The 22,305-nt window shown below is 64.9% G+C and carries 22 protein-coding genes and 1 riboswitch; of the genes, 6 read left to right on the forward strand and 16 right to left on the reverse strand.

The window, feature by feature from the left end; translation table 11 throughout:
* Positions 1-36 precede the first annotated feature (36 nt).
* The 3 genes from ACSQ3E_RS05565 to xylA form a co-directional block, all read right to left on the reverse strand.
* Positions 37-270, reverse strand: coding sequence for a hypothetical protein (locus tag ACSQ3E_RS05565; protein WP_436121908.1), 234 nt, complete (start codon positions 268-270; stop codon positions 37-39).
* 111 nt (positions 271-381) lie between these two features.
* The gene (locus ACSQ3E_RS05570) at positions 382-867 is read right to left on the reverse strand and encodes an N-acetyltransferase family protein (protein WP_436121909.1); all 486 of its coding nucleotides are present in this window, start codon (positions 865-867) and stop codon (positions 382-384) included.
* Between the two features lie 123 nt (positions 868-990).
* Complete coding sequence (gene xylA / locus ACSQ3E_RS05575; protein ID WP_436121910.1) at positions 991-2,301, reverse strand: xylose isomerase; 1,311 nt, start codon at positions 2,299-2,301, stop codon at positions 991-993.
* 151 nt (positions 2,302-2,452) lie between these two features.
* On the opposite strand from xylA, the gene ACSQ3E_RS05580 reads away from it, so the two are divergent.
* Positions 2,453-2,812 carry a nuclear transport factor 2 family protein gene (locus ACSQ3E_RS05580; protein ID WP_154386397.1) on the forward strand — a complete coding sequence of 120 codons (360 nt, stop codon included), beginning with the start codon at positions 2,453-2,455 and terminating at the stop codon, positions 2,810-2,812.
* 11 nt (positions 2,813-2,823) lie between these two features.
* Here ACSQ3E_RS05580 and xylB read toward each other — a convergent pair whose 3' ends face one another.
* Positions 2,824-4,275: a xylulokinase gene (xylB, locus tag ACSQ3E_RS05585; protein WP_436121911.1), complete on the reverse strand. Its 1,452-nt coding sequence runs from the start codon at positions 4,273-4,275 to the stop codon at positions 2,824-2,826.
* Between the two features lie 331 nt (positions 4,276-4,606).
* On the opposite strand from xylB, the gene ACSQ3E_RS05590 reads away from it, so the two are divergent.
* The gene (locus tag ACSQ3E_RS05590; protein ID WP_436121912.1) at positions 4,607-4,978 is read left to right on the forward strand and encodes a hypothetical protein; all 372 of its coding nucleotides are present in this window, start codon (positions 4,607-4,609) and stop codon (positions 4,976-4,978) included.
* 14 nt (positions 4,979-4,992) lie between these two features.
* Here ACSQ3E_RS05590 and ACSQ3E_RS05595 read toward each other — a convergent pair whose 3' ends face one another.
* Both ACSQ3E_RS05595 and ACSQ3E_RS05600 read right to left on the reverse strand, forming a co-directional pair.
* Positions 4,993-6,315 (reverse strand): tetratricopeptide repeat protein, encoded by a 1,323-nt coding sequence (locus ACSQ3E_RS05595; protein ID WP_436121913.1) that lies wholly within the window; start codon positions 6,313-6,315, stop codon positions 4,993-4,995.
* A gap of 10 nt (positions 6,316-6,325) precedes the next feature.
* A complete protein-coding gene (locus ACSQ3E_RS05600) occupies positions 6,326-6,949 on the reverse strand; it encodes a LysE family translocator (protein ID WP_436121914.1) in 624 nt (207 codons plus the stop codon).
* 178 nt (positions 6,950-7,127) lie between these two features.
* Between ACSQ3E_RS05600 and ACSQ3E_RS05605 the strand changes: the two genes are divergently transcribed.
* The 3 genes from ACSQ3E_RS05605 (at position 7,128) to ACSQ3E_RS05615 (ending at position 9,902) form a co-directional block, all read left to right on the forward strand.
* Entirely contained in the window at positions 7,128-7,859 is a 732-nt protein-coding gene (locus tag ACSQ3E_RS05605; RefSeq protein ID WP_310322701.1) for a L,D-transpeptidase, read from the forward strand.
* 154 nt (positions 7,860-8,013) lie between these two features.
* A complete protein-coding gene (locus ACSQ3E_RS05610; RefSeq protein ID WP_436121915.1) occupies positions 8,014-9,180 on the forward strand; it encodes a diphosphate--fructose-6-phosphate 1-phosphotransferase in 1,167 nt (388 codons plus the stop codon).
* A gap of 50 nt (positions 9,181-9,230) precedes the next feature.
* The gene (locus tag ACSQ3E_RS05615; protein WP_436121980.1) at positions 9,231-9,902 is read left to right on the forward strand and encodes an MBL fold metallo-hydrolase; all 672 of its coding nucleotides are present in this window, start codon (positions 9,231-9,233) and stop codon (positions 9,900-9,902) included.
* A gap of 278 nt (positions 9,903-10,180) precedes the next feature.
* On the opposite strand, the gene ACSQ3E_RS05620 is transcribed toward ACSQ3E_RS05615, so the two are convergent.
* A complete protein-coding gene (locus ACSQ3E_RS05620; protein ID WP_436121916.1) occupies positions 10,181-11,629 on the reverse strand; it encodes an aldehyde dehydrogenase family protein in 1,449 nt (482 codons plus the stop codon).
* 295 nt (positions 11,630-11,924) lie between these two features.
* On the opposite strand from ACSQ3E_RS05620, the gene ACSQ3E_RS05625 reads away from it, so the two are divergent.
* Positions 11,925-13,169 carry a TCR/Tet family MFS transporter gene (locus tag ACSQ3E_RS05625; RefSeq protein ID WP_436121917.1) on the forward strand — a complete coding sequence of 415 codons (1,245 nt, stop codon included), beginning with the start codon at positions 11,925-11,927 and terminating at the stop codon, positions 13,167-13,169.
* Positions 13,170-13,175: 6 nt separating this feature from the next.
* On the opposite strand, the gene ACSQ3E_RS05630 is transcribed toward ACSQ3E_RS05625, so the two are convergent.
* From ACSQ3E_RS05630 to ACSQ3E_RS05670, 9 genes are all read right to left on the reverse strand, one after another.
* Positions 13,176-14,171 carry an LLM class flavin-dependent oxidoreductase gene (locus ACSQ3E_RS05630; RefSeq protein WP_436121918.1) on the reverse strand — a complete coding sequence of 332 codons (996 nt, stop codon included), beginning with the start codon at positions 14,169-14,171 and terminating at the stop codon, positions 13,176-13,178.
* Positions 14,171-14,944 carry an ABC transporter ATP-binding protein gene (locus ACSQ3E_RS05635; protein WP_436121919.1) on the reverse strand — a complete coding sequence of 258 codons (774 nt, stop codon included), beginning with the start codon at positions 14,942-14,944 and terminating at the stop codon, positions 14,171-14,173. Before ACSQ3E_RS05635 ends, ACSQ3E_RS05630 begins: the two co-directional genes overlap by 1 nt.
* On the reverse strand, positions 14,941-16,044 hold the full coding sequence (locus ACSQ3E_RS05640) for a FecCD family ABC transporter permease (RefSeq protein ID WP_436121920.1): 1,104 nt from the start codon (positions 16,042-16,044) through the stop codon (positions 14,941-14,943). The genes ACSQ3E_RS05635 and ACSQ3E_RS05640 overlap by 4 nt, the downstream gene beginning before the upstream one ends.
* Positions 16,045-16,104: 60 nt before the next feature.
* Positions 16,105-17,154 (reverse strand): ABC transporter substrate-binding protein, encoded by a 1,050-nt coding sequence (locus tag ACSQ3E_RS05645; RefSeq protein WP_436121921.1) that lies wholly within the window; start codon positions 17,152-17,154, stop codon positions 16,105-16,107.
* A 273-nt stretch (positions 17,155-17,427) separates the two neighbouring features.
* Positions 17,428-17,618, reverse strand: a riboswitch (cobalamin riboswitch).
* Positions 17,619-17,737: 119 nt separating this feature from the next.
* Positions 17,738-19,219, reverse strand: coding sequence for a nucleotidyltransferase family protein (locus ACSQ3E_RS05650; protein WP_436121922.1), 1,482 nt, complete (start codon positions 19,217-19,219; stop codon positions 17,738-17,740).
* Positions 19,219-19,893: a glycosyltransferase family 2 protein gene (locus ACSQ3E_RS05655; protein ID WP_436121923.1), complete on the reverse strand. Its 675-nt coding sequence runs from the start codon at positions 19,891-19,893 to the stop codon at positions 19,219-19,221. Before ACSQ3E_RS05655 ends, ACSQ3E_RS05650 begins: the two co-directional genes overlap by 1 nt.
* A complete protein-coding gene (locus ACSQ3E_RS05660; protein ID WP_436121924.1) occupies positions 19,890-20,651 on the reverse strand; it encodes a glycosyltransferase family 2 protein in 762 nt (253 codons plus the stop codon). Before ACSQ3E_RS05660 ends, ACSQ3E_RS05655 begins: the two co-directional genes overlap by 4 nt.
* On the reverse strand, positions 20,648-21,697 hold the full coding sequence (locus ACSQ3E_RS05665) for a serine kinase (RefSeq protein ID WP_436121925.1): 1,050 nt from the start codon (positions 21,695-21,697) through the stop codon (positions 20,648-20,650). The genes ACSQ3E_RS05660 and ACSQ3E_RS05665 overlap by 4 nt, the downstream gene beginning before the upstream one ends.
* A gap of 48 nt (positions 21,698-21,745) precedes the next feature.
* A complete protein-coding gene (locus tag ACSQ3E_RS05670; protein WP_436121926.1) occupies positions 21,746-22,171 on the reverse strand; it encodes a PqqD family protein in 426 nt (141 codons plus the stop codon).
* Positions 22,172-22,305 lie beyond the last annotated feature (134 nt).

Raw genomic sequence — 22,305 nt, forward strand, 5'->3', positions numbered from 1 at the left:
GGAGCGTGCTCCGCGCGTCAAACCACGCTGTCGGGATCAGGCCGCGGCGCGGCTGTCGGTATCGATATGTGTCCGTATGTTCCGGGCAAGCACGGCCTCAAGCCGCATCGTCACGACCCGCGTCCACTCGTCTGAAAGCTCTGGCTCCAGCGGAGGAGGTGGCAGCGCCATCAGGCGATCGACGAACGAGACGTCGCCGGCCTTGCCGAGCAAGGCTTCGATTGCCGGATCGTGGGTATCCCTGGTGAAAGTCTTTTGTTCCCGTCTCATGGGGCGCTAAGTCCCTGATTCGACGGGCGTCTTGAGGGCGAGAAAGAGGCAATTCGGGGGCAGACGTGTGTGCTCTCGCCCGCTTCAATCAGGCCGAGTCCCGGGTGCTCCTCAGCGCTTGGCCAACGGCTTTTCGAACAGTACCGTGGTCAGGCCACTGTCCCACTCCTCGTCTGGATACTGCCCCATCTCCGCATAGCCCATGGCGCGATAGAAGGCCTGGCTCTGCTGGTTGAAGGTGTCGGTTTCGAGCCGCACCTTTGGCAAACCGGCCTTGACGATTTCCTGCTCGGCCCTGGCCAGCAGCAGCCTGCCGAGACCGAGGCGCTGATAGGTGCTGGCCACATGCAGCGCCTCGATGAAGTCGCCGCTCCAGTGCACCATGCCGGCAACATGGCCGTCGACCTCGGCCACCCAGAAGGCGAGGCCATATTGGTCGACATAACGGCCGCCGACATCAGATGTGAGGTAGCGCTCGGCAGCCGCTTCGGTGATCTCGGGCCGCCAGGTGCTCTCGAACGTGTCGGCCAGCACCTGCTTCACCTCGGCGAAATCAGTTGTTTTTGCCGGCCGCACCGAAATGTTGCGCTTGTCCATGCTGTCGCTCCTGCTCTCGAAGCGCCCGTCTAGCAGCAGGCCTTCGTTTGGACATCGGACAGCAAAGACAAAAAATGGCGCCAGCCCTGGGGCCGGCGCCATCGTTCATCGCGTGCGAAGCCGTCAGACGTAGCGGTTGACGACGTTCTCCAGATATTCCTGCCGGCCCGACTTCGGTTGCGGCTCGATGCCATCGGCGACGACGCGCGCGGCGATCTGCTCCAGGCTGCGCTCGCCGGCCAGCATTGCCTTGGCTTCGGCAGAATTCCATCCGGCGTAGCGGGCGTCGAGCGGAGCCGACAGCGCCTTGTCCTCGATCATCTTCGCCGCAGCCTTGAGGCCGCGCGCGCAAGCGTCCATGCCGCCGACATGGGCGATCAGCAGGTCTTCCGGGTCGAGCGACTGGCGGCGCAGCTTGGCGTCGAAATTGGTGCCGCCGGTCTTGAAGCCGCCGCCCAGCAGCACCTGGTAATAGGCCAGCGCCATCTCGGGCACGTTGTTGGGGAACTGGTCGGTGTCCCAGCCCGACTGGTAGTCGTTGCGGTTCATGTCGATGGAACCGAATATGCCGAGCGCATTGGCGGTCGCCAACTCGTGCTCGAAGGAATGGCCGGCCAGGATCGCGTGCCCCTGCTCGATGTTGACCTTCACCTCTTTCTCCAGCCCGTACTTCCTGAGGAAGCCGTAGACGGTGGCGACGTCGTAATCGTACTGGTGCTTGGTCGGCTCCTGCGGCTTCGGCTCGATCAGGATGGTGCCCGTGAAACCGATCTTGTGCTTGTAGTCGACAACGAGGTTGAGGAAGCGGCCGAGCTGGTCGAGCTCGCGGCCCATGTCGGTGTTGAGCAGCGTCTCATAGCCTTCGCGCCCGCCCCACAGCACGTAGTTCTCGCCCTTGAGCCGCTTGGTGACGTCGATGCAGTGCTTCACCGTCGCCGCCGCATAGGCAAAGACATCCGGGTCGGGATTGGTCGCCGCACCCGACATGAAACGGCGGTTTGAAAACAGGTTCGCCGTGCCCCACAGCAGCTTGACGCCGGTCTTCGCCATCTTGCCTTCGAAGTAATCGGCGATCTCGTCGAGGCGCTTGGCGCTTTCGGTGAAGGTGGCGCCTTCGGGCCGCACGTCGGCGTCGTGGAAGCAGTAGTAGGGAACCCCAAGCAGCGAGAACAGCTCGAAGGCGACATCGGCCTTCAGCTTGGCGTTCTCCATCGTCTCGCCAAACCACGGCCGCTCGAAGGTCTGGCCGCCGAATGGATCGCCGCCCGGCCAGGCGAAGGTGTGCCAATAGGCGACCGCGAAGCGCAGGTGGTCTTCCAGCCTTTTGCCCAGCACCACCTCGTCGGCATTGTAGTGGCGATAGGCCAGCGGATTGGTGCTGTCGGGGCCTTCGTAGCGGACGGGCTTGATGTCGCCGAAATAGCCGGTGCTCATGGGAGAACTCCTTTCAGTGAGTACGCATGACCGCCCGTTTCAGGGCGGTCGCCGAATTTCCGTGTTCGATTACCTCAGGCGTAATTGGTTTCATTCGAGCCTGCTGCGAAAAGGGTGGCGTCAACCAAGACGCAACCGACGGAGAGCAGAAATGACCGACTACAACGCCATCGCCGAGGCCTACTTCGCCGCCTGGAACGAGACCGACGCCGCCGCCCGCAAGGGACTTGTCGAAGCTGCCTTCGCCACCGGCGTCAGCTATCGCGACCCGATCATGCAGGGCGACGGCCATGCCGGCATCGACGCGCTGATCGCCGGCGTGCACGGCCAGTTTCCCGGCTTCCGCTTCAAGCTGAAGGGCAAGGCCGACGGCTTCGGCGACAACATCCGCTTCTCCTGGGGCCTTGGCCCTGATGGCGCGGAAGCCGTGATTGAAGGCAGCGACTTCGCCACCATCAAGGACGGCCGCCTGAGCCTCATCACCGGCTTCCTCGACAAGGTGCCGGGCTGATCTATCGCCGTTCACATCGTCCCCCGGATCGCCGGATAGAGCTTGCGATAGCGCTGGTAGGCCTCGTCATAGGCGCCTGCCAGCGCTGCCACTGGCTCGATGGTTTCGGCGGTCGCAGGAAGCGTGCAGACCTGATGCGGGTCGGCGGCTTCGGCGGCGATGAGACCGAGGCGCGCGGCGCCGAAGGCCGCGCCAAAATCGCCGTCGGCAGGAATGTCGACCGGCAGGCCGAGTGCCGTGGCGATCGACTTCAGCCAGTAGCGCGAGCGCGAACCGCCGCCGATGGCGGTCACGCGCGTCAGCGTCGTTCCGGCAGACGCCAGCGCTTCAAGGCTGTCGCGGAAGGCGAAGGCGACGCCCTCGAGCACGGCCTGGGTCAAGCCCGCGCGGTCGACCTCATGGGCGAGACCGGTGAACGAGCCGCGGATCGCGGCATCGTTATGCGGGGTCCGCTCGCCCGAGAGATAGGGCAGGAAAGTCACGCCCGTTGGCGCCCGCAGTTCGTCGCCGAGTTCGCCAGTCAGCTCGCCCGCGTCCTTGCCCGTGATGGTGCTCAGCCAGTTGAGCGAATCCGTCGCCGACAGGATGACGCCCATCTGATGCCAGGCATTGGGCAGCGCATGGCAGAAGGTGTGCACGGCACTTGCCGGGTTGGGCAGATAGGCACCGTTGGCGGCAAACAGAACGCCCGATGTGCCGAGCGACACGAAGGCAGCACCCGGCTTGACCGTGCCCATACCGCAGGCCGAAGCGGCATTGTCGCCGGCGCCGCCTGCGATCACCACGCCCTGCCCCATGCCCCATTTCGCCGCAAGTTCGCCGCGCAGCGTACCCGCCTTGTCGGTGCCCTCGGCCAGCGACGGCATGTGTTCGGTGCCAAGGCCTGTCGCGGCAAGCAGCTCCGGCGACCAGCGCCGTGCCGCAACGTCGAGCCAGGAGGTGCCGGCGGAGTCGGACATTTCGGAGATGTATTCGCCCGCCAGCCAGAGCCGCAGGTAATCCTTGGGCAGCAGCACCTTGGCCACCTTCGCAAAGATGTCGGGCTCGTTGGCCTTGACCCAGGCGAGCTTGGGCGCGGTGAAGCCGGGGAAAACGATGTTGCCGGTGATCTTGCGGAAGCGCGGATCGGCATCGAGGCTGGCTGCCTCGGCAAAGCTGCGGGTGTCGTTCCACAGGATGCAGGGACGCAGCACCTTGCCCGCGGCGTCGAGCAGTGTCGCGCCATGCATCTGGCCGGACAGGCCGATGCCGCGCACGGCGGAGAGTTCATTTGGGTGCGCGGCCTTGAGCTCGGCGATAGCGTCTTCGGTGGCGCGGATCCAGTCGCCAGGGTCCTGCTCGGACCAGCCGTGGTGCGGCCTGGAAACGTCGAGCGAACCATGGCCGGAACCAATGATCTTCTGGTCGGCGTCCATCAGCAGCGACTTGACGCCTGACGTGCCGAGATCGAGCCCGAGATACATGCCATTCCTCCCGAATGAGCGACGCGGACGCAAGCGTCCATCCTCTCACGTCACTGGCCGGCCTTCATCGCCAACAGGCAGAAACGGCCAGGCCATCGTCCCGTTCCTCCGACGGACGCTGCTTATTAGCAAACATTCCGGGGTCGGGTCGACATTTATTTCGGAACTCGCAAAAAATAATCGGACGTTCGACCCAGCGGCTTTGTAAGCAGCGTCGGAGGCCGCCGGACTAATTGCCAACTCTGGGCACAAAAGCTCCGGAAGGCGGACGAAGTACTGCCTCTGGTGCAGTCGATCGCAAGGTGGTCTTATCAAACCGAGGAGACGTTGAATGGTTGTGAAGACATTCGTCATAGCGCCAGAATACGTCAGCTTTTACGCTGCTGGCAGGCGCGAGGTCGCGCCTGTAGTTGACCACGACTATGGGCGTATCGCGGCAATACGTGATTGTATCACCGTTCCATCTCTCTATTCGAACGACGGGGATACCACGGTGGTTGTCGGGCCACTCTCGGAATTGAACCAGACGTTAGCGCCGGACTACGACGGTTTAATCGACACCCCTCACCGGCTGCTGATGCTGTCGGATGCCCTCACTGACTTCGCAGACATCCCGGTTAGCAGCAAAAGGACGCACATCCGCATCGGGGTCAACCATCCGACACAGCCTGACCATGTCGTTATCGGCTGGGCGGACGGCTAGATCCGCCGGGCGCGTCAGCCGTGCGCGAGCAGCGCCGCGCGCTGGACGAACAGGCCCGACAGAGGGCTTGCCGGCCGCGCATGGTTGCGCGCGGAGGCGAGCTTCACGGCGAGCGCATCGTCGCCGCCGCGCAGGGCCGCCTCGATCAGCGTCAGTTCGATCACGTCGCGCTGGGCGTGGCTGCCGCCGAAGCGGTGGGCCATGGCCCGGACAGGTTCGAGCAGCCGCACCGTCTCGCCATAACGCCCCTCTCCGAAGGCTTTGATCGCCAACGTGACAGGATGGCCGACGTCGCGGGTGAAGGCGGCGTTGTCGTCGTCGCGGGCAATCGCCTCGCGCTGGGCATCGAGCATCGCTTTGGCCGGAGCTTCGAGCCCGGCTCCGACGAAGGCCATCATCGCATGCGCGTCGTTAAAAGCGTAGTTGCCGGCGGCCGCCTTGGGCGCCCAGTTGGCCGCGAGGCTGGCCCAGCGCGCGCCGACATCGACGCCGCCGAGATGCAGCCGCCACAGGATCGCCGAGGCGTCGACCATGTTGAGCGCCAGCTTCGACTGCGCCCCATAGATCGGCCCGTCATACAGAGCCAACACCTCGTCGGTCTCGCCGAGATCGTAGTGGAACAGCGCCAGGTGCCACCAGTTGTGGACCTGGAGAAAACTCTCCTTCGTCCAGGCGTCGGTATTGTCGCGCATCCAGGCGATGCCGTCGCGTTGGCGGCTCTGCATCTCCATCACATGCGCCACCGCATGCTGGGCCCAGCCGTCGCGCGGTTCGAGCCCGACCGCCTCGCGGCCCAGCGCTTCCGCCCTGACATAATCGCCCATCTCCTCGAGACCGAAGGCCTGCATGCCGAGGATGGCGTGATAACCGGGCATACCCTTGCCCCATGACGGCATCGCCCTGCCGATACGGTCGCGCAGCATCGGGGCATTGCCGGTGAAGAAGTCGATCTGGTGCCCGGCCTGCAGCGCCAGCGCGTCGAGCGGATGCTCGGCCGTCAGTTCTCCGAGGATGTGCCCGGCCTCATGCCAGTGTCCTGTCGCAAGGCGACCGAGGGCCGCGACATGCGCCTTCTCGCGGGCCGTTGCCACTAGGCCTACGACGGCGGCATGGCAGTCGGACGCGACCGCCATCGCCTCGCGCTCGGTGGACAGGCCGTAGAGCCAGCCCTTCAGCACATGCGCCATGACGAAGTCGGGCGCGGCAGCGATCGCCTTGTCGGCCGAACCGACCGGGTCGCCGACGAAGCGCTGGAGTTCGCTCACCCCGCGCTCGTAATGCGCTGCTGCCGCCTCGTCGGCGCCACTCAGCGCAAGACCGAGCCCATCCTTCACCATCGCGGCTTCCTCAGTGCCCCGGGCGCGCGACCGCCGCAGCAATACCGGCGCCGACCAGCAGCGTTCCGCCGGTGCGGTTGAAGATGCGGATGGCACGAGGGTTGGACACGACGCTGCGGGCACGAGCGGCCACCAGCGCGTAACCGAAGGCATTGGCGAAGGCGAGCGTCAGGAAGGTCAGCTCGAAGATCACCATCTGCGTCCAGAAATCGCCGTTGCGGTCGAGGAACTGCGGCAGGAAGGCAACGAAGAAGGTGATGCTCTTGGGGTTCAGCGCGGTCACGATCCAGGCATGCGCCATCATCTTGACGGCAGACGCGGCATCCGTGCGCGGCTTGGCGTCCAGCGACCCTCCGGCGCGGAACAGCTTGATGCCGAGATAGATCAGGTAGGCCGCACCGATCCACTTCACGATGGTGAAGACGGTGGCGGAGGCGGCAAGCAGCGCGCCGATGCCCAGCATGGACAGCGTCATAGCGGTGAAATCGCCGAGCGCCACGCCGACGGCCATCGGCAGGGCGGTGCGCCAGCCTTGGCCGAGCGCGTAGGATACGACAAGCAGGATCGTGGGCCCCGGAATGACGAGAAGCACCGCGGACGCGGCGGCAAAGGCGGCCCAGCTTTCAAACGACATGGCAACTCTCCCTCTTTGGAAGCGGGATCAAGCTCCGGCTCCGCGCTGATGTAAAGCCCTTAACGCGCGCCATGTGGCGTTCATGCTTTTTCAACCATGAATGGTGAAAATACGCGCGATCCACAGCCGGGGTTCGCTCCGGTGCCTGGCCGCCCCGCGTATAGAGTGGAATTGTGCCGTGTCGAAATCGCCTGCTCAAAAGACCGAGTTTTCGAAACTTGCCTCGCGCCGCAGCGTGCTGTTCGGCCTCGGTGCCGCTGGCCTCGTCGCCGGCTGCAGCCGCGCCATGGACTTCGAGATGCCGGCGATGGGCCTGGACAACACCGTCACCGGTTCGGTCCGCCCGCAGATCAGCGTCGACAAGCAGGTCACCAGCCCCAATGTGATGTATGCGTCGTTCACCGACGAAGGCTACCAGCTGCCTGAAATCCCCTTCGCCAAGGTCGATCCAAAATTCCGCCGCCAGATCGTCGTCGACCCGACCGGCGAAGCCCCCGGCACCATCGTCGTCAAGCTGCAGGAACGTTTCCTCTATCTGGTGCAGCCCGGCGGCGAAGCCATCCGCTATGGCGTCGGCATCGGCCGCGACGGCTTCTTGTGGAATGGCCGCGCCAATATCCAGTACGGCAAGAAATGGCCGACCTGGACGCCGCCGCGCGAGATGATCGCGCGCAAGCCGGAGCTTGTTAAGTGGGCCGGCGGCCAGCCAGGCGGCCTCGACAATCCGCTCGGCGCACGCGCGCTCTACATCTTCAAGGACGGCCAGGACACCGGCTATCGCGTCCATGGCTCGCCCGAATGGTGGACGATTGGCCAGGCGATGTCGTCGGGCTGCGTGCGCATGATCAACCAGGACGTCATCGACCTCTACAGCCGCGTCAACGGCAAGACGCCGATCGTCGTCGGCTGACAGCGAGCCGCCGGTGCCTGCGGCGCCGGCCCCGACTTTCGAAACCTTCCAAACCGATTGAATCTCCCATTGCGTCCCTTAGCCAGAAGGGCGAATGTGCGGGAAAATAGCGCCGTATCGGCAGCCATTTTCCGCACCCCTGGGGAGGACGACCATGCCCTCGACATTCGTGATTGCGCAAGGCGGCGGACCGACCGCCGTGATCAACCAGACGATGGCGGGCGCTGTGCTCGAAATCCGCCGGCGCCACCCCAAGGCGCGGGTTCTGGGTTCGCGGCATGGTGTGCGAGGCATACGCGACGGCGACTATGTCGACCTAACAGATATCCCTGAGGAGCAGCTGCTGCGCATTGCGGCGACCCCAGGTGCAGCTCTCGGCAGCACGCGCGACAAGCCCGATGCCGCCTACTGCGATCTGGTGCTCGAAGGCCTGAAGAAGGCCGACGCCCGCGCCTTCATCTATATCGGCGGCAACGACACCGCCGGCACCCAGCAGATCCTGACCGATGCGGCCCAAGGCAGCATGGCCTTCGTGCACGCACCCAAGACAATCGACAACGACCTCGAGGAAAACGACCACACGCCGGGCTTTATCTCGGCGGCGGAGTTCGTCGCAGGCGCATTCCTCTCGGTCGACCTCGATTTCCGTGCCTTGCCCGGCATCTATGTCGGCATCGTCATGGGCCGCCACGCCGGCTTCCTGACCGCCGCAGCGGCTGCCTGGCGCGACGAGGACACTGACGGGCCGCACCTGATTTATGTGCCCGAGCGCGCCTTCTCGGTGCCACGCTTCATCGACGAGGTGAAGGAGACGCTGGCCCGCCATCGCCGCTGCGTCGTTGCAGTTTCCGAGGGCGTCAGCACTGCCGACGGCAAGGCGCTGGTCGAGAGCATCGTGCCCGCCGCCAAGCTGGAGCGCGACGCCCATGGCAACATCAAGCTGTCGGGCAGCGACCTGAGCCGGGCTTTCGAGAACGCGCTCGCCGAAGGCCTGCCGGGCAAACGCGCCCGCGTCGACGCGCTCGGCTACATGCCACGCGGCTATATCGGCGCGGTCAATGCCGTCGACGCGCAAGAGGCCTTCGACGCCGGCGTTTTCGCGGTCGATGCAGCCGACAAGGGCGGTGGTTCGGTGGCGCTGAAATATGAGGGCGGCAAGACCGTGCTCAAGCTGGTGCCGCTAGCCAATGTCGCCGGCAAGACCCGCCACATGCCCGACGACTACATGCTGCCCGACGTCAACCATCTGTCCGAAAAGGGCATGTACTATCTGCGCCGGCTTGTGCCCGGCCGCTTCAAGATCGGCAGGCCGTTCGTGTGAAGCCCCGTCCCGGCTGGTTTTCGAAACGCATCGTCGACGCAACGACGACGATGCTGACCGAGCCATTCGTCACTGAATATTGCCGCGCCAACATGTGGCTGGTGCGCGGCAGCGATTGCGACATGCTTGTCGACACCGGCATGGGCATCTGCGCGCTGGCGCCCGAAATCGACATCACGCCGGGCAAGCCGCTGCTTGCCGTCGCCACCCACGTCCATCTCGACCATGTCGGCTCGCTGCACGAATTTTCCTGGCGCGCCGGTCCGCGCATCGAGGCAGAATTCTTCGAGACGATGCCCGACGAGGCCACCTACGCCAACATGTTCCGCAACTTTCCCGGCGCGGTGTCGGAGCTGCCCTGGCCCGGCTGGAGCTCGGCCGATTACGCGATCGCGCCCGCGCCGCTGCACCGCCTGCTCGACGAATGCGACGTCATCGAGCTCGGCGACCGCAGCTTCACCGTGCTGCATTTGCCCGGCCATTCGCCGGGATCGATCGGCCTGTTCGACGAGCACGACGGCACGCTGTTTTCGGGCGATGCGATCCATGGCGGGCTGCTTGTCGACGACATGCCGGATTCGGATCGCACCGCCTATTGCGCCACGATGCGGCGCCTCATCGGCCTGCCGGTGCGCATCGCCCTTGGCGGCCACGCCGACAGCATCGATGGCGCCAAGATGCGCGAAATTGCGGGGGAGTATCTGAGAAGGAATGGGGGCTAGGGGCCAGCAGCATCTGGTGCCTCACCGCCGTGCGGCAAGTCCCCTCACTGCCTAACAACAAGTCCCCCTCACCGTCACGGCTTCGCCGTGCTACCTCTCCCCCACTTCGTGAGGGAGAGGAAACGCCAATCGCGTTCACCGGGTCGTTAGGCTCGGGTGTTGCTAGGTCCGATCTCGCAGGACGTGGGTTCCTCGCCCCCACGAAGTGGGGGAGAGGTGGCTCGGGCGAAGCCCGAGACGGTGAGGGGGAACCTCTTGAGGCTATGAAACGCCGACGCTCAGCCCAGCCCTTCCTCGAACCCGCTGATCGCCTTGACCTCGAGGAAATCCTCAAGCCCCCACTTGCCACCCTCGCGGCCGAGGCCCGACTGCTTGTAGCCGCCGAAGGGGCTGCCATAGGGACGGTCGGTGCCGTTGATCTGGACCATGCCGGCGCGGAGCTTGCGGGCCACGCGCTGGGCGCGCGCCTTGTCGCCGGTCTGGACATAGGCCGACAGGCCGTAGGGCGTGTCGTTGGCAATGGCGATGGCTTCTTCTTCCGTTTCGAACGGGATCATCGCAACCACCGGCCCGAAGATCTCCTCGCGAGCGATGCGCATATCGTTGTTGGCATCGGCAAATACCGTCGGGCGCACATAATAGCCACGATTGAAGCCTTCGGGTCGGCCGAGACCGCCGGCAACGACGCGCGCGCCTTCCTTGATGCCGGCGTCGATCATGGCCTGCACCTTGTCGAACTGTACGTCAGATGACAGCGGACCGATATGGTCGCCATCCTCGGCCGGGTTGCCGACCTTGACGGTTGCCGCATATCTGGCCGCGATGTCGACCGCTTTGGCATAGACCGGGCGCTGCACCAGCATGCGCGTCGGCGCGTTGCAGGACTGGCCGGTGTTTTCGAAGCAGTGCGCCAGCCCACGCGTCACCGCGTCGGTAAGGTCGGCGTCGTCGAAGACGATGTTGGGCGACTTGCCACCCAGCTCCAGTGCCACACGCTTGACCGTGTCAGCGGACGCCTTGGTGACGGCCACGCCGGCGCGGGTCGAACCGGTGAACGACATCATGTCGATGCCGGGGTGGCGCGACATCGCCTCGCCGACGGTGGGGCCGTCGCCATTGACCATGTTGAACACGCCGGCCGGGAAGCCTGCTTCCTCCATCATCTCGGCAAACACGATCGACGACATCGGCGCGATTTCCGACGGCTTCAGCACCACCGTGCAGCCGGCGGCCAGCGCCGGCACGACCTTCAGCGCCACCTGGTTCATCGGCCAGTTCCAGGGCGTGATCAGCCCGCAGACGCCGATCGGCTCGCGCACGATGCGCTCCTGCGGGTTCTTCTCATTGAGCGGCTCCTCGAATTCGAAGCTTTTCAGCACGTCGATGAAGCTCTTGATGTGGCCCGAGCCGCTGGCAGCCTGCGACTCCAGCGCCAGCTTGATCGGCGCGCCCATCTCCCAGGAAATCGCCTGGGCCATGTCGCCCACCCGCCGCTTGTAGGCGGCGAGCAGCTTTTCGAGCAGCGTAATCCGCTCTTCGCGGCTGGTCGCACTCCATACCGGGAAAGCGCGCTGCGCTGCGGCAACCGCCTTGTCGACATCGGCGGCGGAGCCCAGCGAGATCACCGCGAAGGGCTGCTCGTCGGCCGGGTTGATGACGTCGAGCTCTTTCGCGACAGTCGGCGCGACCCACTTTCCATCGATGAAGAAATCCGTCTTGCGCAGCATGGCAGGCTCCTTGGTGCATGACCCGAAAATCGGGATTTCAAAATGCTACAGCGTCTTTGCGCGTCCAATTGGATGCGCGGCGCTGTAGCGTTGGCAGTCTTGTAGAACGGCGCACGGCACGTCCGTGTCTCGAATCCGACCGCATTTGTAGGTCGGCTTTGCCTCAGCGGGAAGACTTGGTTCAGCGCTTGGCTGCTCTTGCCCCAATTGTCAGTAGGTTTGGGTAATATTGCCCGCCACGGCTGGATCGCGCGTCAGCTTGTTTTTATAAGGCACGTCCATCGAGGCCACCACCATGTCCATCACAGGTTCGCGGCGCCAGGCGGCAATCGCCTTCATCTTCGTCACCGCCGTTCTCGACATCGTCGCCATGGGCATCATCATTCCGGTGCTGCCTTCGCTGATCGAGGAGTTCGCCGGGTCCAACGCCGATGCCGGCTGGATCAACGGCGTCTTCATCGCGCTGTGGGCCTTCATGCAGTTCGTCTGCTCGCCGATCATCGGTTCGCTGTCCGACCGCTATGGCCGCCGCCCCGTCATCCTGTTGTCGACGGCAGGCCTTGCCGCCGACTACGTGCTGATGGCTCTGGCGCCCAACCTGTGGTGGCTGGCGCTCGGCCGCATCGTCGCCGGCATCACCTCGTCGAGCTTCACCACCGTCTTCGCCTACATGGCCGACATCACCCCACCCGAGGGCCGCGCTCGCGCCTATGGCCTGATCGGTGCTGCCTTCAGCGCCGGTTTCGTCGCCGGTCCGCTGATGGGCGGCTTCCTCGGCGAGATCTCGCCACGCGCTCCGTTCTGGGTGGCAGCCGCAATGAGCGGGCTCGCCTTCCTCTATGGCGCCTTCGTACTGCCGGAATCGCTGCCGCGCGAAAAGCGCATGTCGTTTTCCTGGCGCCGCGCCAATCCGTTCGGCGCGATGATGCTGCTGCGCTCGCACCCGGAGTTGACCGGTCTCGCAGCAGTGACCTTCCTGCTGCACTTCGCCCATCACGTCTTTTCGGCTGTGTTCGTGCTCTATGCCGCCTACCGCTACAACTGGCATGCCTGGGAGGTCGGCACGCTTTTGGCGATGGTCGGCGTGCTCGACATGATCGTCCAGGGCCTGATCGTCGGCCCCGCCGTCCAGCGCTTCGGCGACCGCGCGACGATGGTGTTCGGTCTTTTTGCCGGTGCCTTCGGCATCGCCTGCATGGGCCTCGCGCCCACCGGCTTCTGGTTCTCGCTGGCGATCATCCCGAACGCGCTCTGGGGCCTTGCCATGCCGACGACGCAGTCGCTGATGACCCAGCGCGTCTCGGAGTTCGAGCAGGGCCAGCTGCAGGGCGCCAATATGAGCGTGGCGAGCATCGCCGGCGTCGCCTCGCCGCTGTTCTTCGGCGCTGTCTATGCCTGGACGGTGCGCGACGGCACACCGCTGCCCTACCCCGGCCTCTCTTTCTATCTTGCCGCAGCCGTGCTGTTTGGCGCGGCCCTGCTGGGCTGGGTGGTGGCGCGCAAGGCAGACCGCGCCGACGCAGCCGAGAAGGCCGCTTGAGAAGCCTCAGGCCGGCCGCAACGCGGGCAGCACCTCGCGTCCGAAAAGCTCCATGTCGGCGAGCGCCGCCGGCATGCCGGCGATGCCGTTGCCGTTGAAAACCAGACGGACAGCGTCGATACCCGTGCTGGTGGCCAGTGCTTCCAACTGCGTCACGCAATCGTCGGGCGAGCCTGCAATCACCTGCCGTGCCATCGCGGTTTGCCGGTCGGGCATGACGATCTGGTCGGTGGAGCGCCCCGCGGCCTTTGCCGACGCCACCCGGCGTTCGAACAGTCGCGGCACAAGCTCGTCAAGCTTGCCCATCGCCTGCGCCGTCGTCGGTGCGATGCAGACATAGCGGGACAGTTGCGACGCCCGCAAGCAGCACGCATGGCCCTCCTCCTCGAGGATTGTCCGGTAGGTGGCGAGCTGCCCGACCTCAGGCGGATCGAGGCTGAGCAAAAGCGGCAGTCCCTCGCGGGCTGCGAAGCCAAGCGTGTCGCGCGAGGTTCCCGCGAGATAGACCGGCACTGTCTCGCCGGCGAGAAGCGGCCCGACCGAAACCTCCGAAGCCGGCCAGCACGCGCCCTCCCCGATCGTGGCGCCAGTCGTCCAGGCATCGCACATGATCCGATAGGACAGTTCGAAACGATCCCGGGTGCTCTCAGCAGGAACGCCCAACGCCGCCAGCGTCGACGGATGGGTGCCACGACCTATGCCGAGGTCGAAGCGGCCGCCGCTCTGCCAGTGCAATTGCGCCACCTCCTCGGCCAGGAGGAACGGATGATAAAGCGGCGTCACGACGATGGAGGTGCCGACCCGCAGACGCTGCGTCCGGGCAAGGATCGCGGAGGCCAGCATAAGCGTCGAAGGATAGGCCTGCGGCGGGTTCTGGAAATGGAACTCGTTGAACCAGATGCCGTCGAAGCCCATGCGCTCGACATCCTCGCAGAGTTGCAGCATCGATGCGTGGCTTTCAGCCCTTCCCCCTCGTGCAAAGCCTGAAATGTCGAGGCGCATCAGGTCAGCTCGTGCGGGGCAAAGACGGGAATGTCGCGCAAAAGCCCGATCTCGACATTGACGCCATAGACGTCGCGCACCGTCGCTTCGGTGAGCGTGCTTTTCCAGTCGCCGTGGGCGACGACGGCACCCTTGTCAAGCAGGAGCAGGCTGTCGGAGAAGCGAGCGGCGAGCGACAGGTCGTGGATGGCAACGAGTGCAGTCACGCCTCGTTCGCGTGCGATCTCCGACACCACGCGCAGGGTGAAAAGCTGGTTGCCGATGTCGAGCGCGCTTGTCGGCTCGTCGAGCACCAGCACGTCGGTTTCCTGCGCCAGCGCACGCGCCAGCATCACACGCTGGCGCTCACCACCGCTGAGCTCCGACATCGGGCGAAAGGCGAAATCCTCCAGCCTCAGCCGCCTGAGCATATCCTCGACAACGGCAAGATCCCCACGGCTCGGTCTCGCGCCCATATGCGGCGTGCGGCCGAGCAAGCAGGTCTCGAACACCGTCGCCGGAAAGCTGAGCGGCGAGGATTGCGGCACATAAGCAATGCGGCGGGCGCGTGTCTTGGGCGACATTGGGCGGATGTCGTGGCCGTCGAGCAGGATCCGCCCCGACGACGGCGCGGCGAGCCCGAGCACCGTCCGCACCAGCGTCGACTTGCCGGCACCGTTCGGGCCGATGAGGCCGAGTATGTCGCCCTTCTTCAGGCCGACGGAGACCTCGCGCAGCACGGGGCGGCTGCCATAACCGAAGCTGACCTTGTCGATCGAAAGATAGTCGCTCATGAAAAATACTCCGAGCGTCTGGACAGGATCAGGTGCAGGAACAGCGGCACGCCGACGAAGGCGACGACGATACCGACCGGGATGACGGTCGGGCTGAAGGCCATGCGCCCGACGGTGTCGGCCAGAAGCAGCAGCATGGCGCCGCAGATCGCCGAAAATGGAATGAGATGGCGATGGTCGCTGCCGATCATCAGGCGAGCGACATGCGGGCCGATCAGCCCGACGAAGCCGATCACGCCGGTGAAGCTGATCACCACCGCCGACACCACCACCGACAAAACGACGGCGATGCCACGCAGCAGCGCGACATTGATGCCGAGCGAGCGCGAGACGTCGTCGCCGGCGCTGGTCAGCGCGTTGAACTGCCAGGCTTTCGACTGTGCCAGCGGCAGGGCGACCAGCAGCGCCGCGCCAGAGACGGCGACCGCATCCCAGCCGATGCCGTTGAGGCTGCCGAAGGTCCAGTGCACGACCCGGGCGAGCTGTTCCTGGGTGGCGACGAACTGCACCGCGGCGGTCATGGCGGAAAACAGGTACATCAGGGCGATGCCGGTCAGCACCATAGTCTGCGCCCCCATGCCACGCAGCCAGGCCATGGAGAACACCAACATGGCGCAGCCGAGCGCGAAGAGGAATGCCGTCAACGGTACGAAATAGAGCCCGGCGGCGCTGAAACCTATGCCGAACATGATGGCGATCGAGGCACCGAAGGCCGCAGCCGAGGACACGCCGATCGTATAGGGGCTGACCAGCGGGTTGCGCGTGATCGCCTGCATCAGCACGCCGGCAAATGCCAGCGAGCCGCCCGCCACCATCGCCATGACGACGCGCGGCAGGCGGAGATGAACCAGCACCCGCGCCTGCTGCGGATCGACCTCGGCGACGAAATGGCCGAACGAGACCTTCTGCAGGATGACCATGAGCAGCGTCACCAGCCCGGTCTCGGCGATGCCGACGATGGCAACGCCGCCGGCGACCAGCAGCAAGACGAGCAGCGAGCACAGGATGACAGCCGCCTTGCGATAGCCGGCTCGGCGGTAGCGGCTGGAAATGCCGTCGGATTGGCCGCGCGCGAAACCGGCACTGCTTGCGATGTCCATGGTCTAGGGCTCCCGGATTGAGGGTGCACGCCGCCTCGCTGGCAGCGGCGTGCCGGTCGATCAGTTGGAGGCTGTGCCCTGGTAGGTCATGCCGCCCTGGAACGGCAGCCCCTGGTAGATCTCGATCCATTCCTTCATCGCCGCCTCGGGATCGACGTCGGCTAATTTTTCAGGATAGAGCCATTTGGCGACCTGCAGCGCCCCTGTGACCTTGGACGAACCACCGGCGAGGTAGTAGTTGATCAGGCGCACGTTGCCCGCCTGCCCGGCCGGCGTGCCCGATATCTCCTCGCGGGCGACGATCGCCTTCCAGCTCTCGGCGAACTTGGCCACGGGGATGGTCTGGTAGGAGCCCGGCTGCAGCTTGATCACCAGGTCGGGCTTGCGGGCGATAATCTCCTCGGGATCGACCGTGAAGCTGTTCTCGTTGCCGCGCGAGGACGGCTCCTTCTTGATGTCGATGTCGCCGAAGACATTGATGCCGCCACCGGCCTCGATCATGTCGTGCCAACCCGAGCCGGGCGTGACGGTCACGAGATCGCGGACCTCTTCAAGATAAACCTTCTTGCGCTCGACGCCCTTCAGCCGCTCGGTCAACAGGTCCATGTACCTGGTGTAATAGGCGTTCAGTGCGTCGGCCTTTGCCTTCTCGTCGAACAGCTTGCCGAACAGCGTGACGTTGTCGACATGCTGCAGCGTGTCCCAGGCGGTGACGACGATCACCGGAATGTCGAAGGCCTCGAGCTGCTTCGCGGCCTCCTCGTAGACGCCGTTGCGCGGGATGATCACAACGTCGGGCTTGAGCGCCACGATCGCCTCGTAGTTGGGCTGCGTCTGGCCCTGGCCGACGATGTCGGCATCCTTGAATTGCGGCCAGTAGGTCGGGTCCCGCATCGTGCTGGCATCGACGCCGACGACCTTGTCGATGGCGCCGATGGCGCGGGCGAACTCGACCGCGTAGCGGTTGAAGATGACAGCCCGCTTGATCGGCAGTTCCAGCTCAACCTTGCGGCCGGCATCATCGGTGAAGCTTTCGGCGGCCGCCGGTGCAAGGCCGATTGCCGATGCCGCGGCAAGCCCGAGCCACAAGGCCCAATGTCTGATGTTCATGATCTCTCCTTGCTAAAAAGGGGTGCGCAACGCGCGGCGTGGCCATGCCCGGTAAGCACCCGGGACAAAATGTCGGGGCGCGATGCCACGGCAGCCGGCGACGACAGATCTGCCTGCCTGAGCTCTCGATATTCTGGGGAAACCATTCTTCCCGACATCGCCGCGCCAACCTCTGCCTGCCATGGGCGGGGATCACGGAAATGCGGACCTGACGAAAGCCGCAAACGGGCTTCCGGACCGGAACCGGCATTCCTGTGGCACACCCCGACCACGGAATCTCACTCTGTCAGGCAGGTCTCCTGGCTCGCGGGTCGTAGCCTTCATCACCCGTCTTCCCGGCACGGATGCCAGTGACATAGGGGCGATCGGCTCACCGCTTACAGTTGCGGGTCAGCTCCGGTTTCGCACCGGATTCCCTCTTAGCTTCCGCCTCGCAGCGGAAGACCATGACGGCCGCAAACTATCGACGGCCAAGGTAAAGTCAAGTTGCCATCGGGGACTATACAGGGCGACGTTTGCATTCGCTGCGGAGATACTGGGACTTGGCCGCGCGGAACTGAAGGCGGTGCAAGCTGTTCTCGGATCAACGAGCCGACGACACGGTCACCGAGATGATCTGGAACGGCACCGCGCCATAGGTGGCAACCGTTTGCACATGCTCCCATTCGCGGAACTGCCGCGACGGTCGCGCCGAGAGCACGAGCGCACCATCTGCCTGGTCCGGCCGGATGGTGCCGCGGAACCGCAATGTCAGCCGGCCGCCTGACTTGCCGAGCTTGCGATAACGCAGCCGCGCGAAATGGCATTCGCCGCCATTGAGCTCCATCTCGATGCGCCGACGTACCGGCGGCACGTCCAGCCGCACGACGATGTCGATCTCGGCCTCCGCACCGCCTACCGCCGCCGGTGGCAACGGCACCTTCTGTGACAACGCCGGGGTCGCCGATCCCGTACCATCCATCGCTTGTGTGCGCCGGCCATGCCAGACGACGCCGGGCAGCTCGCGTTCGCGGACAGCGCGTTTCTTGCGCATGCGCAACTGCTTGGCGACACCGCGCGACAGCCAGGTCAGGCCCTTGAAATCGGTCCGCGGCTTCGCCTGCAGCAGGGCAGCGATACGAGAAGCACCGGCGCGGTCGGCCATGGCAACCACCTGCTCCAGCACGCCGGCGGGAACCGGCACAGACATCTCGGCTTCGAGATAGGTCAGCGCTACCGCCGCAGGCACGGCAAGATGTCGGCGGGCGACGACGTCGCAAAGCACGGTCCAGTCGACGCCGCCGGCGCGGATCGCCGAGGCGGTGTCGACCAGCCAGTCGCTGTGGGTATGGGCATCAAGGCCACCATGGCCGATCGCCAGCGTCACGCGGTCGGCCGCCGAAGGCACAAAAACGTCGAGACCGGTGAAAGTGGCCGGCGACGCGCGCTTCCACACCGCCGCGTCATCCGCCTCATCGGCCTGCGACCAGTCATAGGCGACCTGGTGCAGGTCGATGTCGCCATAGCTGCCCTTGAAGAAATTCATCGACCGCACCGCCGCAAGTCGCGGCTTGAGATATTGTGGACTGACCCCTGTCGACACCTGCCAGTCGCCTTGGCGCAGCACGTCGAAGGCAGCCACCATGTGCTCGGGACGCACAAGTATGTCGATGTCGTGCGCCACCCGGCCGCGCTGTGCCGCCGGCTCGACCGCGATGCGGCTGGCGCCCTTGAGCAGCATGATCGGCACGCCAGCCTCGACGATCGCCTTCAATGATGGCTCGGCCTCGCGCATGGCAAGTCGCGACTTGGTCCACAGCATCTTCTGCAAGCCGGCAAGGCGTGGATAGGCGGCATGTGCCGCGAGCGCCTTGCCGAACCGATCCGCGATCGCAGCAAGCAGCCTGTGCTCGCGGAACTCGACTGCATCTATGTCGTTGGCATCGAGCCACCGCACGGCCTGTGCCTGGGCGGCCTCATGGTCTGGCAACAGCACCGCCTTGAGCAGCTGGTCGAGGCCGTTCGTCGGCCATGCCCAGCCATAGTCGGGGAAGCGCCGGCCGATGCGGCGTGACGTCGGTGCCATCAGCCCTGCCCGGCATTCTTGAGCTTGCGCCGCAGCATGGCCATCCTGGCGACCTCGAGATAACCACGGTCGCGCTCGGGATCGCGGCCATAGGACATGCTGCCCGGCAGGATCCGCCTGAGCGCCAGCACCTCGTCGATCATGCCGAGCTGGTGCCCCTCCTCGCGGGCGCGGCCGAGCCAGTCGACCATATCGCCCCGGTTGCCCGGCGGATCGATCACCGGCCCGACAGCAAGTGCCGCATCGCTGCGGACCAGCATCGTCGTGCGCGACCAGCCGGGCGTCACCTTGCCAGTGCTATCGTCGGCTTCGCCATGCCTGAACGTTCGCCACAGCGTGAAGACGGCAGCCAGTTGCGGCGCCTCTTCCAACCTGCGGAACTGGCGCTCGATCTTGTCGCCAAGCCACAAGTCGTCGGCATCAACCGTGGCAATGAAGGGCGCCATTGCCAGCGCGAATCCGCGCGTCGTGGCACTGCCTGGTCCGGCATTGTCCTGCCTGACATATCTGACTGAAATACCCGACTGCAGCGCTGCTGCCTCGGTTTCATCGGTGGAACCGTCGTCAACGACGATGATCTCGGCGGGCAGCACACTCTGCGCGGCAACCGAGCGCAATGTCTCGGCGATCGTGCGGGCGGCGTTCCATGCGGGTATGACGACGCTGTAGCTCATGGCCGCAACGGCGCCCCATCGCCCGACGGGTGCGCCACTTGGATGAAGCCGCGGAGATCGCCGAGCGTCGGATCGGCCTTGCGGCGGCGCATCGATTTCTGCACCGCCTTCAGGAACTCCCGGCGCGACTCGGCGATGTTGCGGGTCAAATTGTGCTCATGGCGGCGGTAGTAGAGCGCGATCGTTTCGGGAAAGACAAACCGTGCGTGCTGCTCGAAGACACGAAACAGGAAGTCCGTGTCCTCGGCTTGCGCCAGATCCTCGTCGAAATCGCCGATCCGCGCGATCAGGCTGCGCCGGTAGATGCCAGCCGACAAGTGTACGCCGCGGAAGATGCGGTCGTCGCATCCCGCCACCGGCTCCAGCGTCTCGTCGTCGATCTGGTCGACCATGCGCATGTAGGAATAGGTCAGCTCGAGCCCCGGGTCGGTCCTGAAATAGGCAAGGTCGGCGGCAAAGCGCCCGACGGGCGAAATGTCGTCGGAATCGATGAAGGAGACGAATTCCGTGTCGTCCGAAAGGCGTCGCAGGCCGGCGTTGCGCGCCCTGGTCACGCCTGTATTGGCTTGGGAAAACAGGCGGATCGGCGCACCGTCGGCAATGAATGAGCGTACGATTTCGGTCGTGCCATCGACCGAGCCGTCATCGATGACGATGATATCGAGCTCGGCTGCCTCGCGCTGCCGCAACACCGAGCGCAACGCCGAGCCGACATAGGCCTCGCGGTTGTAGACGGGCAATACGATGCCCAGCTTCATAAATTGCCCCTGTCCAGAAACGCGGCGATCGTCTCCGCGATCTCGTTGCCGCGCGTGCCCAATGCCAGAGTGTAGCACGGCAAACGACGTGTCAGTTCGCCAAAGAAACGAAATCCGCTTTCGCGTTCGCCCGGCATCTGCGCGATGCCGGATGGCGCCAGCGCCATCAGCGCGTCCTTGCGTGCAAGCGGCGTGATCGAACTTTGCGCCGCACCCGATATCTGCGGTACCAGCAGCGCCACGATGTCGAGTTCACTGGCGACGCCACGCGGACAAAGATCCTGGACCCTGAACTGGTACTTGCCCTGCCAGTTGAGCGGCCCCGGATCAGGCAGCAACCGGGCAAGCCCGAGCCGGTCGAAACCTGACTGGTCCTGCTTCAGCGTCGTGAACAATGGGCGCGCCAGCGAACGGTCACCGTCGAATTCGATCAGCACATAGTCGTCGCCGACGCTGTCGAGCCCGGCAAGCAGGCCTGAGGCGACAGTGCCCGACTTGCCGGCGCCGCCTGCCCCGGCCAGCAGCACGCCCTTGTCGCCCTTGCCGAGTGTCCCGGCATGCGTCAGGCGCATGCCGCGTGCCGCATATTCCCAATGCAGGAAGCAGCGCAGCGGAGCGCCGAACTCCCATGGCGGGCAGCCATCGGCGGACAGCATGAGCTGCACGCCCAGCCGCTTTTCGACATCGTAGAACTGCCAGTAGCTGAGGTCGTGGAAGTAGTGACCGCGCAGGCCATTGGCCTCGAGCCGCTCGGAAAACATGTTCGGATGAAACAGCGCCTCGCCCCATAGTGCCGGCTGTGGGATCGAGCCGATGCCGGGATGGGCGAGGTAAATCCGGGCGGCAGCAGCCGGTTCCGCAGCGGTCGAAGACGCCATGCCGTGGGCAAGCGCTGTCGCGAGTTCGCCGTGATCGGAAGACACATCGATCGCAAGGCCGGGCAGCTCGACCCGGCTTTTCCCGGGGAAGGCATCGGCATTTGCCTCGCAGGCGGCGAGAAGCTCGCGCGCATAGTCGACCAGACCGTCAAGAGTTATACGTCGCATCGGCACCTGAAAGCAGCAACTGGCATTGAGACGCGCCGGAAGCCGGCGCTACTGCTTCACCGCCGGCCAGCCGGCCGGCTCGTCGACATCGTGAATCGGATCAACCATGACAAGATCGGCAAGCTCGTCGTGCATGTCGATCTTGAGCGCCTCGCGGGCCGCCGCCAGGCGCTGCGCCAGCTCGGGCGACAATGCCACGGAAGCCATGTCGGTTGCCGGCGACAGCAACCCATATTCGGTCAGCCTGTCAATGAAGGCATCAAGGTCTGCGGCGGAAAGCTGCCCGTTGCCACAGGCGCGACCGACCAGGCTTGCCGGCGGAACCTGCGCGATCAGCGCTTCCCACACGCAGCTGCCACTGTCGGAGAATCCGAAATACCTGCCGCTGGCGAGGTCGAGCACGACCGCGTCGCCGTCGAAAGTCTCATAAACGATGTCGTTGCTCGAGACCGCGTAAATTGTCGAATACCCCACGCCTACCCTACCCCTAGGTTATTTGCCGGAAAACTGCTTATCAAGCAAACACGAATATAAGCAACAGCTGTCGGGCCGAGTTATCTATAGAGTTGCAATTGAAAACGCAACACTCGCGCTAAGATTGTTTTTGG

Origin of the sequence: Aminobacter sp. LjRoot7, assembly GCF_964252895.1 — a bacterium.
GTDB classification, from domain to species: Bacteria; Pseudomonadota; Alphaproteobacteria; order Rhizobiales; family Rhizobiaceae; genus Aminobacter; species Aminobacter aminovorans_B.

Excerpts from the sequence above, each read along its gene's own strand:
- ACSQ3E_RS05630 (WP_436121918.1), bottom strand. The coding sequence starts at position 14,171 with ATGCGCCTCGACATTTCAGGCTTTGCACGAGGGGGAAGGGCTGAAAGC.
- ACSQ3E_RS05655 (WP_436121923.1), bottom strand. The coding sequence starts at position 19,893 with ATGAGCTACAGCGTCGTCATACCCGCATGGAACGCCGCCCGCACGATC.
- ACSQ3E_RS05570 (WP_436121909.1), bottom strand. The coding sequence starts at position 867 with ATGGACAAGCGCAACATTTCGGTGCGGCCGGCAAAAACAACTGATTTC.
- ACSQ3E_RS05620 (WP_436121916.1), bottom strand. The coding sequence starts at position 11,629 with ATGCTGCGCAAGACGGATTTCTTCATCGATGGAAAGTGGGTCGCGCCG.
- ACSQ3E_RS05640 (WP_436121920.1), bottom strand. The coding sequence starts at position 16,044 with ATGGACATCGCAAGCAGTGCCGGTTTCGCGCGCGGCCAATCCGACGGC.
- ACSQ3E_RS05590 (WP_436121912.1), top strand. The coding sequence starts at position 4,607 with ATGGTTGTGAAGACATTCGTCATAGCGCCAGAATACGTCAGCTTTTAC.
- ACSQ3E_RS05600 (WP_436121914.1), bottom strand. The coding sequence starts at position 6,949 with ATGTCGTTTGAAAGCTGGGCCGCCTTTGCCGCCGCGTCCGCGGTGCTT.
- ACSQ3E_RS05650 (WP_436121922.1), bottom strand. The coding sequence starts at position 19,219 with ATGGCACCGACGTCACGCCGCATCGGCCGGCGCTTCCCCGACTATGGC.
- ACSQ3E_RS05665 (WP_436121925.1), bottom strand. The coding sequence starts at position 21,697 with ATGCGACGTATAACTCTTGACGGTCTGGTCGACTATGCGCGCGAGCTT.
- ACSQ3E_RS05610 (WP_436121915.1), top strand. The coding sequence starts at position 8,014 with ATGCCCTCGACATTCGTGATTGCGCAAGGCGGCGGACCGACCGCCGTG.
- ACSQ3E_RS05635 (WP_436121919.1), bottom strand. The coding sequence starts at position 14,944 with ATGAGCGACTATCTTTCGATCGACAAGGTCAGCTTCGGTTATGGCAGC.
- ACSQ3E_RS05580 (WP_154386397.1), top strand. The coding sequence starts at position 2,453 with ATGACCGACTACAACGCCATCGCCGAGGCCTACTTCGCCGCCTGGAAC.
- ACSQ3E_RS05660 (WP_436121924.1), bottom strand. The coding sequence starts at position 20,651 with ATGAAGCTGGGCATCGTATTGCCCGTCTACAACCGCGAGGCCTATGTC.
- ACSQ3E_RS05645 (WP_436121921.1), bottom strand. The coding sequence starts at position 17,154 with ATGAACATCAGACATTGGGCCTTGTGGCTCGGGCTTGCCGCGGCATCG.
- xylB (WP_436121911.1), bottom strand. The coding sequence starts at position 4,275 with ATGTATCTCGGGCTCGATCTCGGCACGTCAGGCGTCAAGTCGCTGCTG.
- ACSQ3E_RS05565 (WP_436121908.1), bottom strand. The coding sequence starts at position 270 with ATGAGACGGGAACAAAAGACTTTCACCAGGGATACCCACGATCCGGCA.
- ACSQ3E_RS05625 (WP_436121917.1), top strand. The coding sequence starts at position 11,925 with ATGTCCATCACAGGTTCGCGGCGCCAGGCGGCAATCGCCTTCATCTTC.
- ACSQ3E_RS05615 (WP_436121980.1), top strand. The coding sequence starts at position 9,231 with ATGCTGACCGAGCCATTCGTCACTGAATATTGCCGCGCCAACATGTGG.
- ACSQ3E_RS05595 (WP_436121913.1), bottom strand. The coding sequence starts at position 6,315 with ATGGTGAAGGATGGGCTCGGTCTTGCGCTGAGTGGCGCCGACGAGGCG.
- xylA (WP_436121910.1), bottom strand. The coding sequence starts at position 2,301 with ATGAGCACCGGCTATTTCGGCGACATCAAGCCCGTCCGCTACGAAGGC.